The organism is Streptomyces finlayi, assembly GCF_014216315.1.
Classification (GTDB): domain Bacteria; phylum Actinomycetota; class Actinomycetes; order Streptomycetales; family Streptomycetaceae; genus Streptomyces; species Streptomyces finlayi_A.
In genome coordinates, this window is the sequence record NZ_CP045702.1 from 1,030,759 (window position 1) to 1,043,926 (window position 13,168).

General features: G+C 65.7%; 14 protein-coding genes, 1 tRNA gene and 1 pseudogene. 11 read left to right on the forward strand and 5 right to left on the reverse strand.

The features are described from left to right. Positions 1 to 361: 361 nt before the first annotated feature. From F0344_RS04845 to F0344_RS04890, 10 genes are all read left to right on the forward strand, one after another. Positions 362 to 1,534 carry a sigma factor gene (locus tag F0344_RS04845; RefSeq protein WP_185297587.1) on the forward strand — a complete coding sequence of 391 codons (1,173 nt, stop codon included), beginning with the start codon at positions 362 to 364 and terminating at the stop codon, positions 1,532 to 1,534. Positions 1,535 to 1,772: 238 nt separating this feature from the next. Then, positions 1,773 to 1,859: transfer RNA gene (locus tag F0344_RS04850), tRNA-OTHER, on the forward strand. Positions 1,860 to 1,893: 34 nt separating this feature from the next. Continuing rightward, complete coding sequence (locus F0344_RS04855; RefSeq protein WP_185297588.1) at positions 1,894 to 2,301, forward strand: hypothetical protein; 408 nt, start codon at positions 1,894 to 1,896, stop codon at positions 2,299 to 2,301. Further along, the gene (locus F0344_RS04860; RefSeq protein WP_219732111.1) at positions 2,298 to 2,672 is read left to right on the forward strand and encodes a hypothetical protein; all 375 of its coding nucleotides are present in this window, start codon (positions 2,298 to 2,300) and stop codon (positions 2,670 to 2,672) included. Before F0344_RS04855 ends, F0344_RS04860 begins: the two co-directional genes overlap by 4 nt. Before the next feature lie 295 nt (positions 2,673 to 2,967). After that, positions 2,968 to 3,213 (forward strand): hypothetical protein, encoded by a 246-nt coding sequence (locus F0344_RS04865; RefSeq protein ID WP_219732112.1) that lies wholly within the window; start codon positions 2,968 to 2,970, stop codon positions 3,211 to 3,213. A gap of 271 nt (positions 3,214 to 3,484) precedes the next feature. Next, positions 3,485 to 3,760 carry a hypothetical protein gene (locus F0344_RS04870; protein WP_219732113.1) on the forward strand — a complete coding sequence of 92 codons (276 nt, stop codon included), beginning with the start codon at positions 3,485 to 3,487 and terminating at the stop codon, positions 3,758 to 3,760. A 65-nt stretch (positions 3,761 to 3,825) separates the two neighbouring features. After that, positions 3,826 to 4,002: a hypothetical protein gene (locus tag F0344_RS04875; RefSeq protein WP_185297589.1), complete on the forward strand. Its 177-nt coding sequence runs from the start codon at positions 3,826 to 3,828 to the stop codon at positions 4,000 to 4,002. A 1,411-nt stretch (positions 4,003 to 5,413) separates the two neighbouring features. Then, positions 5,414 to 6,271, forward strand: coding sequence for a peptidase C14 (locus tag F0344_RS04880; RefSeq protein WP_185297590.1), 858 nt, complete (start codon positions 5,414 to 5,416; stop codon positions 6,269 to 6,271). 101 nt (positions 6,272 to 6,372) lie between these two features. Next, the gene (locus tag F0344_RS04885) at positions 6,373 to 6,741 is read left to right on the forward strand and encodes a DUF732 domain-containing protein (protein WP_185297591.1); all 369 of its coding nucleotides are present in this window, start codon (positions 6,373 to 6,375) and stop codon (positions 6,739 to 6,741) included. A gap of 122 nt (positions 6,742 to 6,863) precedes the next feature. Then, positions 6,864 to 8,105: a helix-turn-helix domain-containing protein gene (locus F0344_RS04890; protein ID WP_185297592.1), complete on the forward strand. Its 1,242-nt coding sequence runs from the start codon at positions 6,864 to 6,866 to the stop codon at positions 8,103 to 8,105. Between the two features lie 1,072 nt (positions 8,106 to 9,177). Here the strand turns inward: F0344_RS04890 and F0344_RS04895 are convergent. The 3 genes and pseudogenes from F0344_RS04895 to rsgA all read right to left on the reverse strand — a co-directional run bounded on the left by F0344_RS04895 (position 9,178) and on the right by rsgA (position 11,352). Beyond that, entirely contained in the window at positions 9,178 to 9,507 is a 330-nt protein-coding gene (locus tag F0344_RS04895) for a hypothetical protein (protein ID WP_185297593.1), read from the reverse strand. A gap of 108 nt (positions 9,508 to 9,615) precedes the next feature. Then, positions 9,616 to 10,104: pseudogene (locus F0344_RS04900) on the reverse strand (bifunctional transcriptional activator/DNA repair enzyme AdaA); the annotation flags it as partial. A gap of 75 nt (positions 10,105 to 10,179) precedes the next feature. Continuing rightward, complete coding sequence (gene rsgA / locus F0344_RS04905) at positions 10,180 to 11,352, reverse strand: ribosome small subunit-dependent GTPase A (protein ID WP_185297594.1); 1,173 nt, start codon at positions 11,350 to 11,352, stop codon at positions 10,180 to 10,182. 358 nt (positions 11,353 to 11,710) lie between these two features. Between rsgA and F0344_RS04910 the strand changes: the two genes are divergently transcribed. Then, positions 11,711 to 12,211, forward strand: a complete 501-nt coding sequence (locus tag F0344_RS04910; RefSeq protein ID WP_185297595.1) for a DUF5949 family protein — start codon at positions 11,711 to 11,713, stop codon at positions 12,209 to 12,211. Positions 12,212 to 12,351: 140 nt separating this feature from the next. Here F0344_RS04910 and F0344_RS04915 read toward each other — a convergent pair whose 3' ends face one another. Further along, positions 12,352 to 12,762: a rodlin gene (locus F0344_RS04915; RefSeq protein ID WP_185297596.1), complete on the reverse strand. Its 411-nt coding sequence runs from the start codon at positions 12,760 to 12,762 to the stop codon at positions 12,352 to 12,354. Positions 12,763 to 12,881: 119 nt separating this feature from the next. Then, positions 12,882 to 13,082: a hypothetical protein gene (locus F0344_RS04920; RefSeq protein WP_185297597.1), complete on the reverse strand. Its 201-nt coding sequence runs from the start codon at positions 13,080 to 13,082 to the stop codon at positions 12,882 to 12,884. Positions 13,083 to 13,168 lie beyond the last annotated feature (86 nt).

Genomic DNA, 13,168 nt, shown 5'->3' on the forward strand with positions numbered 1-13,168 from the left:
AGCCCCGTTGCCTGTAACTCAAAGGTAACGGGGCTTCTGTCATATGCCGCACCCGTACCTCTCAAGGATGAGAAGCCGGTTACGCCTTCGAATCCACGGCAACTTCCCGCCGGCGCCGCAAGTCTCCCCCGGTACTCCAACAGAAAACGAAGGTCGTCACGTGACGATGTTCGGGCTATGTTCGAGGTGTTCGACAGACCGGAACTGATCAACCCCTGTCGGCAAGAGTCAGTGACCTGAGGTCACTTTCGCGTGCTTTGTGCTGCGCGGAATCTTGCCGTGGACGGTTGTGACTCCGGTCTCAGCTCTCCCAGGTCTCTGACTCCCTTACCCGGTTTCAAAGACCTGAGGGAGAGCCACAATGCTTACTTTCGCCACCATCCAGCGCGCCCAGAACAACGACCTTGCCGCCTGCACCGAAGTGATCCGGCACAGCGAAGAGCGCGTGATGATGCTCGCCACGAAGGCCGCTAACCGCATGGCGCCGCACGGTGGGGCAGGCTTCGCGAACTACCGGGAAGAGTTCGCCCAGGTCGCCCGCGTGGCGGTGTGGGAAGCCCTCAGCCGCTTCACGGACGAGACGGTTGAGGCGTTCGAGCGCTTCAGCTTCACGAGCATCAAGACGAAGCTTCTTGACGCGGTGCGCGCTGAGCGGAACGGCGGAGCTGGGGCGGACGAGAACGCCGTGAAGACCTTCGCGGCCATGGTGGAAGCAGCGGAAGGCGACGTCTACGCGGCAATGAAGATGTGCCAGACGTTGCCCCCCGCCGGTCGTCGTCTGAGCCCGGACCGTGCCGACGCTGCCCGCCTTGCCTGGCCGGGTGCCGTTTCGATTGACCGCCCGTTGGGTGGCTCGAACAGTTCCAGCGTGATGGCCAACTCGACCCTTGCGGACTTCCTGCCCGCCGTTGCCGACGAAGAGCCGGACGGTGAGATTCGCCCGAAGGTTGGCCACGGTGCAGCCCTGGAAGCGCTCCGCGTCCTCAAGCGTTACTGCCCGATTGGCCTCAGCCGCATGACCCCGGGCGAGTTTGCCGCGAATTTGCCCGCGCTCGTGGAGTCGCTGGAAGACGTCGTCACACTCCCCCGTGACCCTCAGACGCGCCGCTACGTGCTGGACGCGATGCGCGTGCTCCGCTCCGCTGTCTCCACCGCCACTGAAGGCGTCCTTGCCGATGACCTTCGGGACGTCAGCGACGACCGACGCGCCGAAGGTGCCGAACGCAACCACCGCGTCAACGCCGTACTCGACTCCATGGGCGCCAATCAGCGCATCGTCTTGCAGCACAGCTTCGGTATCGGGGGAGCTTCGGACTTCGGGGACGGAGACGAGACCGACCGCGACGGCATGACGGAAGCCCTGGGCATGACCTGGGTCAACGTGAAGGCGCACCGGACCAAGGGATACAAGGCGTTCGCGAAGCGCTACGTTGCCGCGCTCAAGGTTGCGGGCGAAGAGATCAAGGCTGCCGTTCTTGAGGCTGCTGCTGCCGCGAAGCTCACGAATCAAGGGCGGAACGGAACAGGTATCTGACTCCCTTACGGACCAACGAAGAAGAAGCCGACAACGAACGGGGCGCACGCCATGCAGACGTTTCCTCTCCCCACGGGCCACACGGTCACCACTCAGCGAGTCGGCAACGACATTGAGTTTGTGACGCGGGGACTGACAGGCAACGTGATCAGCAGCGTGCGCCACTCGTTCGCGGAGTCGGTCCCGCTCATCAAGCGCATGATGCGCGCGGTTTGAGGGACGGGGCTTCGGCCCCTTAGCCCCGGTAGCTCAGCGGCAGAGCAACCCAACCTAGGGCCCGTAAGGGTGCACGGGGAGCGCGCCGGTTCGAATCCGGTTCGGGGCACGCAAGACACAGCAACGACACGAAGGGGGCGCACATGCGCGTTTGGAGAGTTGCCCACGAGAACGCCCGGACTTCCGGATTCCCCGCCGGCCCTTACGCGTACGGCGGTGCGCTGGACGAAGCTACGGCGGAGCGAATCGATTCGATGCGCTGGGACCACTGCGGAACACGCCACCCTTGCCCCCGGGACGACAGCAGCCTTGGGGACATCGCGGAGCGCGAACGGTGCGGGTTCAACTCGCGCGAGGCGCTTGACGGCTGGTTCGACGGCTGGACGAAGACGCTTTCCGAGTGCGGGTTCCGCATCTGGGTTTACGACGCGCCCGATTGGGCTTGCCGCGTAGGGGAGCACGGACAGACGCTCTTTGTCGCGGACGAAGCCGTTGAGGTACGGACGGAGCCCTTTACGTGGGCTGTCGAACAGCTCCCCCTTCCCGCGTGAACAGCTACCGCATGACTTACGCAATGCACAAATTTCAGCAAGGCATCATGACGATAGGAGAGAACAACATGCAGGTCACCAACGAGACGAAGGCTGTTCTGATCGCGGACAAGGGGCGCGTGGTCGGCTTCGTGAAGTCCAACGAGCCGGGAAAGATCAGCCTTGCCGTCCCGGCTGACCGTGCCGTGATGACGCCGGCTCAGGCCCGACAGCTTGCCGCGTGGCTCATCGGGGAAGCGGAGAAGACGCGCGAGGCAGAAACTCAGGAGCAGCGCGCAAAGCGTCTGTACGGCGCCGCTGAGGCACGGCGACAGGCTGAGATCCGGGCCACTCTGGGCGGTTACCCGCGTCGGGGTCCGCGTGCCTTCTGAGCCGAAGGCGCCGCGTCCTACCGCCTCGTACAAGCGCGCCGAAGCCATGGCGCACCGACAAGACGCATGGCATACCGCGCAAGCACTGCTTCGCAAGGGTGATTGGTACGAAGGCGTGACGCCGGAAGACGCTCTTGCTCTTGCTCGGTGGCTTGCTGACGGCAACACCGACTGAGGACCGTGGGCCCGAACCTGATCGCGTGATTGGGTTCGGGCCCCGCCCATGGGGAGACATGATTCGCAGAATGATGGCGCGTGCGCAACGTGCCCAGGTGCGAAGACGCGAAGAGCGCGCGTGGCTCAAGGCGTGGCGGGACGGATGACACCTAACCCCTTCCTGCCCCTGAGCCCCGCTGCTGTCGATGTGCTGGACGACATGATTGACGCGTGGCGAGACAAGGACCGGCACGGCGAGTTGGTCAGCGAACAGGGCTACGGCCCGAAACGACTTGCCGCCTTCAACGAGCTGAGCGCCCTGATAGGCGACGCATGGCAAGCCCGCGTGAACTACCGAGACGTAGAAGAGAGCGACGACGCATGAAGAAGATGACTGCCGCCCTTGCCGTGTCCGCTGTCCTGGGCACTGCCGTACTGACCGGCTGCGCTGACGACAAGACGGAGTGCCAGACCTTCACGACGGTTGCGGCTGCTGCTCCGGCTCCGCGTCCCGCCCCTGCCCCCCGTCCGGCTCCGGCCCCGAAGTTCAACAAGCCGACCACGCCGAAGACTCCGCCTCGCACCGTGACCCCGGGACAGCCGGCGCAGCCCAACACACCCCGCACGACCACAACTTGTTGGGAGCGCGACGACCGTTGATCCTTGCTGTCCTTGTAGACCTTCCGGAGCACAACCCACGCGTCCGCCGCATCAAGAGCGTGTTTGAGGATGCGTGCTGGGCGCTGGACGTGGCGCCGGAGTTCGTTGACGTCACGTCGTACGACTCGCGCGCTGGACGCATAGACACCGTGCCCACCGTGTACGTGTACGACGCTGCCGACCCGTACGGAGAGCCGCTAGCCGAGCATCGGGGCGCGTTCACCGCTGATGACATCACAGGGCTACTTCAAAGGGGTGCGGCCCTAGCTTGACCTCATCACGTGATTACCTTAGATTCTTCCTTGTCAGACACCACAGCGAGGAAGGGCCGGGAATCATGTTCCGTCACCAGTGCAGCGAATGCGGCAAGACCGACTACCGACTCATCGCAGGAAGCGTCTACGGCTGCCCCGCCTGCAACAAGCGCGTCACGGCCGGAGACTTCCAGCTTGACGAAGGTGAGAGCATCGCCACGGACAGCGCGGGGTATCTCGTGATCCTGCTGCCCGCCTAGAACACCCTCCCCCGGACCTAATCCCCGTGATTAGGTCCGGGGCTTTTTGTGTTCCTGACACCCCGTCAGCTATGGCCAGAGCCTCACGCATTTCTTCCTGGCATATGTCAGCGGTCGGGCGTAGGGTTGGCCATCCGTTCGGACGCACGTTCGAGCGGGGCACACGATGTTCACACGTGCATCTCACGAAGGACACAGGCTAGGTCGGTTGTACGACCTAAGGAGGGGGACCAACGAGACTCTTGGACGAGTCGCGGGAGCGACTTCGATCACAACATGGAAGAACACATTCCGCGCTTCGGGGGCACCATGCATGACGTACCGTTCACACTCGCACTCACTATTTCCGTCCCCCTGGGGCGCTCTCACGAGTGGCTTCCTTGCCCCACTCTGGGTGATTCGATGAGCGAAGAACTCATCAAGACATGCGGCGAACTTCGGTCCGTCCTGAGCGCGCAAGGGCGCCTTGTGGCAAGGCTGTTGAGCGATCCGGCAGTGCCCCGCTACAAGGGCTTTCGCATCATTGGCCGGCGAAAAGACACAGGGCTTCTCGTCACCGGGGTCGAATGGGTTCGGTCGCCTGAAACATGTGAACTTGTCCCTTTCCATGTCGTCTGGACAGCATGCGAATACGTGCATCCCGGGGACCAGCAACTTGTTGCTTGAGCGTTACGGAAGATTGCATTCCGGAACCCTTTGCAGCATGCATCATTGAGACACAAGCAGTTGAACTTGCAACAGAACCAACGGGGTGCACCATGCCAGGAAAGATCACTTTCGCCGCGTCAACCGTCGTGTCCGCAGCATGTGCGTTCGGACTTGGGGCGCTAGCGTTCTCAGGTGCAAGCTCTGCCCCCTCAGCGCTGCCTGACACTCCCTCAGCAACTCCGTCCACGAACGCGCCCCTTGCGACGAAGGCTGACGACATCGCCGCGAAGCCGACCCCCACCGTGAGCGTGCGCGTGGAAGTTCGGACGGAATCCACGAAGGCGCGCACGAGCGCTCAGCCGACCCCGTCACGCACCCCCAGCCCGAAGGCGACCGCTGAGGTTAAGGCGGGCAGCAAAGGGCCCCTGAAGGACGCTCAGGCTGACGGCAAGATCCTTGACGACGTTGGCAACGTGCTCGTGCCCAGCTTGCCGGGTGTGCCGGATGAGTACCTTCCGTTCCCCGATGCGAGCGACGTGACGGAATACCCGTATGACCCTAACTGGGGTGACTCGCCCGAAGACGCGTCGGACCCGGGTGTTGTATGCGATCCGGAGCTAGCGGAACGGCTGGGCGTGGAACTCTCGCCTACGTGCTCCACGGAGAGCAGCGAGACCGATGACAGCGGGACCTTCGCCCCGTAAGTATCTGACTCCCTTACGGCCCCTTGAAGAGACAGCAACTCATCAAGGGAGCCAGCGAGTTGGACACGAAGACGATCACGAGAACACGGCGCGTCCTTGTTGGGGGGCGCTGGTTTCTCATCATCGGGTTTGTCTTCTACAGCCTCATGACCACGACACCCTTCGTCAGCGCGCACAGCGAATGGGCGTGGTCGGGCTGGGTGCTGGGGCTCATCGTGGACGCGGCCTTCATCATGGCGCTATCCGCTGAGTCCACGTTGGCGAAGTACGGCGTGACGAAGCTGGGGAAGTGGCCGATTGCCTTCCGCTGGGTCACGGGCCTCAGCAGCGTCTTCCTCAACGTGTGGCTCAGCGTGGAAGCGCGCGACTGGGTCGGGGTGGCGGTGCACCTGATCGCGCCCGCGCTCGTGATGCTGCTTGCTGAGGTGGGCCCGGTCTATATGAAGGCGCTTGCCGACGCGGAGCGGGACGCGGGACTTCCGTACACGGGTACGCCGAAGTTCACGCCCCTGAGCATCCCGGAGCCCCTGACGACCGTGGACTATGAAGAGATCAAGGCAAAGTGGCTGCGCGAGTACGGCAAGGCTCGCCACGACAGCGCCACCCCGCTTGAGGACCTGGGAACCCCGGAGACGGAGCCCCAGCGACTCCACACGCTGACTGGGTCGAACCCGATCAGCGCACGCTTCCTGAAAGAGCCGGAGCCGAAGCCGGACCCTATCGACGTCGCCCAGGACTTCGCTTCCGACGCTCCGCAGGATGAGCCGACGCGCATGCCCAACGCCGAAGCGAACAAGATCATTGAAGAAGGATGGCGCCACAAGCTCAGCGCCGTGGAAGTCGCAGCAGCCACCGGACGCCACCCCGCCACCATTCGGAAGAAGTACAAGCAGCTTGACGCGGAATTGACCGTGTGACCCCTCCCCCGGTACTGGCCTCAGGGTCGGTACCGGGGGCTTTGTCGTACCCGCACGTTACGATCCCGGTTCCAACACTGATCACTCACATGGGGGGAACCATGCGCCGCATACTCGTGCCCACTGCTATCGCTGTACTCGCTCTTGCCGGATGCTCCGCTGAGGAAGAACCGAAGACCGCTGAGGCGCCCAGCTCCGCCCCCGCCGTGTCCACCATCCCTTCGCCCGACGCGGGGCAGACGAAGACGCTCACGGACGCGCTGAGCACCATCAAGCCGGAGCTTGCCGAAGATGAGCAGCGCGCGGTGAACCGGGCCCGGAACGTGTGCAAGGACGTACAGGACGGCAAGGACGAAGCCACCGTGACGACGAACGCGGTAGAGCGCTTCAGTGGTGGATCAGCCGGCGAACTCACGGAAGCCCAGGGCGCTGAGATCGTGAAGGCGGTCAAGTCCGCGTTCTGCGCGTAACCCGCTCCCAACACGAGCCCCGCACCGACTGACCTTCGGGTTGGTTGGTACGGGGCTCACCTCGTTGAAACGGGGTGGCGGTGCTTGGGCGGGGGCATACCCTTACGGTGAGGTGATTGTCAATGACGTCTGGACTGGCTGACAACGTCCGTAAGTACCGTCGCACCGCTGGGTTCAGTCAAGAGGGGCTAGCCGAAGCGTCGGACCTATCGCTTAGCACCGTGCGCAAGGTCGAACAGGGCGGAGACGCACGCGTTGAGACCCTTCACGCGCTTGCCCGCGCCCTGGGTGTCACGACGTCCGCCTTGTTCGTCACGGAAGCCCCGCGCTCCGTCGTTGGTCCCCAGGATGACGCCAACCGGCAGCACCTAGCGGAGTTGCGCCGCGCCCTCATGCCCCCTATCGGGCTGTTGCCCCACGTGGCTGAGCTAACTGAAGCATCGGAGCTGGACGCCACGAAGCAGCGCGTCCGGGATGCGCGGGCGCTCTACGAACAGGATCGGTACTCGTCGGTTGCGAAGATGCTGCCCGGGTTGCTGCGAAGCTCCGAAGCGGCGGTTGCCGCCCTTGAGGGCGAAGACCAGCAGCACGCCGTGAAGGCACGTTCGCAGGTCCTACTCATGACCGGTCAGTTCCTGACTCAGGTCCGGCAGTACGACATGGGTTACTACGCGCTTGCCGAAGCGATCAAGCTAGCCAAGGAAAGCGACCAGACGCACACAGCGGCTACCGGGGTGGTCGGCATGTGCTGGCTGCTGTTGAGGCAAGACCGTTTTGACGAGTGCGAGGCGTTGGCCACTCAAACGGCAGCGGAGATCGAACCGCGCTTGTCTTCGGCCACAACCCAGCACCTTGCCATTTGGGGGGAACTGTGGCTGCGCGTAGCCGCTTCTGCGCGCCGCAACAACCGCCCCGACGAAGCGAAGCACGCCCGACGTATGGCCGCGTCCGCTGCTGAGGCAATGGGGCGAGAAGACATGAGCTTCCCGGACCACTGGGGCGGCTTCGGTCCGGCCACGGCGAAGATGAAGGCCATTGAGGACGCTCTACTTGACGGAGACGCGCGCGGGGTAATCCGGCAGGCAGGCGAAGAAGAGTTGAGCGCAAAGGGGCTTCGCATGCTGGGCGGGGTGACGGCGAACAACTGGAACCGTCATCGGCTGGACGTAGCCCGCGCCCATGTGTTGGCCGGCGCGCATCAAGACGCCGTTGACGAGCTGACGAGCATCAAGAGTCGCGCAGCAGGGTGGCTCACGCATCAACCCATGGCCGCGCACATCGTGACTGATCTTCTCGCCACCCGGAAGCGCACGCTGACGCAGGAAATGCGGGAAATGGCCGCACACCTGGGCGTCACGGGCTAGGTACTTCGCTGCGTGGTACTTCGCCGCGTGCGCCCCTGGAACTATGCGCCTGCGCAACTGGCTTGACGGCTCATCACTTCCTACGGTCCCGGTATGACGCAAAGGATTGAGGGCAGTCCAGCGCAGTCCCGCGCTGCTTCTGATGCCCCCGCACAAGAGGTCGAGTACACAACGTATGCGCCCGGGGGCGAGAAGTGCCGGGTGTGTACACAGCCGTTCGAGAGTCTCGAACTTGTCCGGCGCGCAGTACCTGCAACGGGGAAGCCTGCCGGGGTGCCTAGTGGACGGCCCTACGTCCATATCTCGTGCCCCGATCCGGCGGTGGTCGCGTGACTGCCCTGGAAAGCCCTCAGCAGCCGCGTCAGAACGCTTTACCGGCCCCGGAGCTAGTCAGCCTGCCGGAAGGCTCCATCGGCCCTGAAAAGGTCGTTCAGGCTGATTGGTGGAGCGAGTATGGCGGGGCGATCGGGCTTCACGGGTTGGTCGAGTTCCCGCCCATGCCGCCGCACCTTTGCCCGTACCGGGGTTGCCCCACGTGCGCGAAGCAGGGGGCGTGATGGTCAGCGCGAAGGACATCGGCAGACTCGTCACGGACGGCAAACGCGAAGGTGTCCTTAAGGACGTTGACCTTGAATGGATGGACCCGGCATCGCCACCGTATGAGCGCAAGGTCTACCGGCAAGCGTGGGTCCGTTTCGACGGGTCAGGCGAAGAGCAGATGTCGGTAACCAGGCTTGAGCGGGTGCGAAGGCGGTGACGCGTGAAAGGGCAGTGGCCCGCGTATGGACCGCTCTTGCGTGCCTCACATGGGCCGTGACAACCGCCCTGATCATCACCGGCCTACGCCCCACCTGACCCAAGGAAAAGCGCATGTCATGCCCGAACGAACGGGGCGAAGCTTGCTCCGGCTGCCCCTCATGTGAACCAACGCTGTACCTCCCCTCCCAGGACGTCTATCCCGGGCCGGGGCAGGAAGATCCTCAGTCGCAGGTGCGCAACGACCACCCGCACTGACCCTGACGGCCCCGTTCGTGACTCTTCCCCCGTGGAGCGCGAACGGGGCTTCCGCGTCTCAGCGAGTAGGGAGCGCCTTCCGCAACGCGCGTTCGATGGACCGCACCGCCGGACCGTAAGCGGGATCGTTAAGGCGCTCACCGCGCATGTCCGCTACTCGCCCGACGCATACAACGTGGTCAACCAACGAGCGCACGAGATTGCGAAGGTCTTCCTGCGTGACGTCTGGGCGGTCAACCATGGACAGCGCGTACCGGGCATCATTGCGCGCCGTGGTGATCACGTGGGCTTCTTCCGCGTCCGCGAAGATGTCCACTTCTCCGGGCGCCGCGAATTCGGGTTCGCCATTCGGTCCGGTCCACGGGAGCCGGCGGGAGTTCTCAGGCATGACGTCCACGCTACGCACGCCCAGGGGCCCGAACAGCCCTCAGCCGTGGGCAACTTCCCTGGGAAACGGACTGACCCGTACACGTTGGACATGCTAGAACTGTTAGTTGCGTCCCTTCGGAAAGCCGGACGCGAAGGCGATCTCGGTGACCGGCAGGTCCGTGGTCTGGAGGAGGACGCGCGCGGTGTGGGCGCGCTGGGCCCTGGCGAGCGCGACGGGCCCGGCGCCCAGCTCGGCGTTGAGCTGGCGCTGTACCTGCCGGGGGCTGTAGCCGAGCCGGCCGGCGAGACCGGGGACGCCCTCCCGGTCCACGACTCCGTCGCCGATCATGCGCATGGCACGGCCGACGACATCGGCCCGCACGTTCCACTCCGCCGAGCCGGGCACCGCGTCGGGCCGGCAGCGCCTGCAGGCCCGGAACCCGTTGCCCTGCGCCGCCGCCGCGGTCGGGTAGAAGCGCACGTTCTCGCGTTTGGGGGTGACGGCGGGGCAGCTCGGCCGGCAGTAGATGCCGGTGGTCGCGACGGCGAAGAAGAACTGCCCGTCGAACCTGGCGTCGCGGCTGCTCACCGCCTCGTACCTGGTCTGTTCGTCCATCACACCGTCCAGTGTGCGGCACCTTCCGGTGCCGCACTCGCGGTATTCGGACGTCGAACCCGGCAACACCACCCGCTACCGCATCTTGCCCCGCTTGAAGTCCTGGGCGGCCCGTCCCGCGGCCCCTCTGCGCTTCCATTCGCGCATGGTCTCCGCGCGGAGCCGGGCGTCGGTCTTCGCCGCGATCCGGTGGTTCTCGCGGAGCAGCTTGCGGTAGCTGTCGAGGCGCCGCTCGGCCAGTGCCCCGTCCTCGACGGCGCCGAGGACCGCGCAGCCCGGTTCGGCCTCATGGGCGCAGTCGTGGAATCGGCACTGCCGCGCCAGGTCCTCGATCTCGGAGAAGACCTGGCCGACACCGGCCTCCGCGTCCCAGAGCCCGACGCCGCGCAGGCCCGGGGTGTCGATGAGCACGCCGCCTCCCGGCAGGACGAGGAGGTTACGGGTCGTGGTGGTGTGCCGGCCCTTGCCGTCGACGCCACGAGCGGCCTTGACGTCCATCACGTCCTCACCGAGCAGGGTGTTGGCGAGGGTGGACTTGCCCGCGCCGGAGGTGCCGAGCAGCACGCTCGTCCCCCCGGAGACGACGGCACGGAACACGTCGACGCCCTCGCCGGTGGCTGAGCTGACGGTCAGCACCTGGACTCCGGGGGCGATGCCCTCGATGTCCTGGACGAGGTGGGAGAGCGTGACGCCGTCCGGCACCAGGTCGGCCTTGGTCAGCAGCACGACCGGCTGCGGGTCTGGCTTTCCGGAGGTTCCGGCGTCCCCGAGGAGCGCGGTACCACTGGAGCTGGACATCGCGAGGGCGAGGAACCGCTCCGCACGCCCGAGGTCGAGTTCGACCGCGAGCGAGACGCAGATGACGATGTGGTCGATGTTGGTGGCGAGCACCTGCCCTTCGGACCGCTCGGACGACGACGAGCGGACGAAGGCCGTACGCCGCGGGAGCAGCGTCCGTACGAACTGCGGGTCGCCTTCGGGGTCGACGGCCACCCAGTCGCCCGTGCAGATGACCCGCATCGGGTCGCGGGGCACCACGAAAGCGGTGTCCGCCCGCAACGGGCCGTGCGGAGTGACGAGGTCGCACTGGCCGCGGTCCACCCGGACCACGCGGCCGGGCAGCAGACCCTGCGCGGCGTACGGGGCGAACGCGTCGGCCCAGTCCTCGTCCCAGCCGTACGGAGACAGCGCGTGCGAGGAGGTCGTAACCGGAGAGGAGGTCGGAGCCGGAAGAGAGGAGAAAGACAAGGGAAACCCTTCACAGGGCGGCCCCGGCACCGCGTAAAAGGACGCGGGAGGAGTGAGAGAAGGTCAGCCGGTGGCCACGGGGGTGGGAATGATGCACTTCTGGCTGTGGGCAGCGCCCATCGCGACGACAGTCATCAATGTCCTCACCTCCTGGTTCTTCACGGCTGACGCACCGGACCGGGTGTTCCCGGCCCTCTGTGCGGACGTGTCCAACTCTAGCCGCGGGCCACTGGTCGACGTCAACGGAATTTCCCGCGGGACCGGAACGGATACGTTCCGTCGGAGTTATCCGGAAGGCTTCCTCGATCGGGTGATACGGGTGCACAACGACCGGTCTCAGGCCGTTATGGTGCCGAGCATGACCACACCCCAGACCGCCACCGGCACGTTCACACCGGCCCAGTTGGGCACCCAGATCCTCATCGGCTGGAGCGGCCGGCACCCGGAGGGCGACCACGACGTCGCGTTCCTGCTCACCTACTCGCTCGGCGACGGGCAGGACGGTCCGGAGGCCGGCGCGGCGGCCATGCGCACCGCACTGGAGCGCAGCGGTCTCACCGTCGGCGGCGAGCTCACCCGGGCGTCCGAAACACCGGGCCTCCAGGTGAAGCTCCTCGTCCAGGCCGGACAGGCCGTCCTGACGATGCCTCATTTCAAGGCGCAGTACCAGGTGCCGCAGGAGTGGCTGGCCGCCGCGGCGGCCCAGGGCGAGGTCTATGGAATGTTCGCCACCCGCCCGTGGCCGGAGGGCGTACCGGGCCGGCCGGTGAGCGAGGAGATGCTGCGTTCGTTCGCGGCCGACGAGGATGTCGTCAAGACGTCCGCGCTCTGCCTCCTGCCGGTGCGCAGCCTGGGCTGACCGGACCGCTACCGGCCGCCCGCCCGTGCACGGCGATGCCCACCACCCCCCGTGGAGTGGTGGGCATCGCCGTGCACGGTGCCGCACAGGGAAGTGCGGACGGCCGGGAGCGTGTCCGGACCGCCCGCACGGCAGGAACGTCAGTTGTTGCCGACGCCGTTGCCCGAGAGAACCGGGATGTCGTCCAGGATGTGCGACAGGGGCTCGTCGCCCTTCGCCTGGGTGGAGTTCTCGGTGCACTGCTGGTTCTGCGGCGAGGACAGGACGTTGATGTCCTGGACCGCGACCGGCACGAGCAGGCCGACGAGCGCGCCGACGTTGGCCTTGGCCGGCACAGCGATGCACGCCTTGTTCAGGGTGCCCTGGACCAGGTGGGTGTTCGGACTCCAGTCACCCTTGGTCACGGCGTTGCCGAACGCCTGCGAGGCGCCGTTGCCGTTGACCGACGTGGTGCCCCCGTCATTGCCGATCGCCATGGCCGAGGGGGCCGCAGCGGCGGACAGACCGACCAGGGACACGGCCACTGCCGCGCCGGCCATCATCTTCTTCATCAAGCTTCACCTTTCGGAGCGTCCCGTTGTGGAACGTACTGATCAACCCCGTTTCAAGGTTTCAGTTCCGCAGGACCACTCAAATGGGTTCGATCCGGCGCAAGGTCGACGCTTGGCGTTCACTCACGGCCGGGTTCTCCGGAGCTGCGGGCCGCTGGAACGAAACCGCCGACGGGGCGCGGTACGGGGTGGGAGGGCGTCTCTGACGCGACGCTGCGGCCGGCCGCGCACCACTCCGCGAACAGGCGGTCGTAGATCGGTGTGCTGTCCTCCGCGGGCCGCTGGCCGCCCGACGGGCGATGACTGTCGTACTGGTCCATGACATGCCTCTACCCCGTCCGGCGAATCCCGGCATCCCGGCCCTGGGCCATCCGGCCCAACCCCCGGACGCACGGCGTGGGGCCAG

What these genes read in the sequence shown, in the direction of transcription:
- F0344_RS04890 (WP_185297592.1), top strand. Translation starts at nt 6,864, where the DNA reads ATGACGTCTGGACTGGCTGACAACGTCCGTAAGTACCGTCGCACCGCT.
- F0344_RS04910 (WP_185297595.1), top strand. Translation starts at nt 11,711, where the DNA reads ATGACCACACCCCAGACCGCCACCGGCACGTTCACACCGGCCCAGTTG.
- F0344_RS04875 (WP_185297589.1), top strand. Translation starts at nt 3,826, where the DNA reads ATGTTCCGTCACCAGTGCAGCGAATGCGGCAAGACCGACTACCGACTC.
- F0344_RS04895 (WP_185297593.1), bottom strand. Translation starts at nt 9,507, where the DNA reads ATGCCTGAGAACTCCCGCCGGCTCCCGTGGACCGGACCGAATGGCGAA.
- F0344_RS04915 (WP_185297596.1), bottom strand. Translation starts at nt 12,762, where the DNA reads ATGAAGAAGATGATGGCCGGCGCGGCAGTGGCCGTGTCCCTGGTCGGT.
- F0344_RS04855 (WP_185297588.1), top strand. Translation starts at nt 1,894, where the DNA reads ATGCGCGTTTGGAGAGTTGCCCACGAGAACGCCCGGACTTCCGGATTC.
- F0344_RS04885 (WP_185297591.1), top strand. Translation starts at nt 6,373, where the DNA reads ATGCGCCGCATACTCGTGCCCACTGCTATCGCTGTACTCGCTCTTGCC.
- F0344_RS04920 (WP_185297597.1), bottom strand. Translation starts at nt 13,082, where the DNA reads ATGGACCAGTACGACAGTCATCGCCCGTCGGGCGGCCAGCGGCCCGCG.
- F0344_RS04845 (WP_185297587.1), top strand. Translation starts at nt 362, where the DNA reads ATGCTTACTTTCGCCACCATCCAGCGCGCCCAGAACAACGACCTTGCC.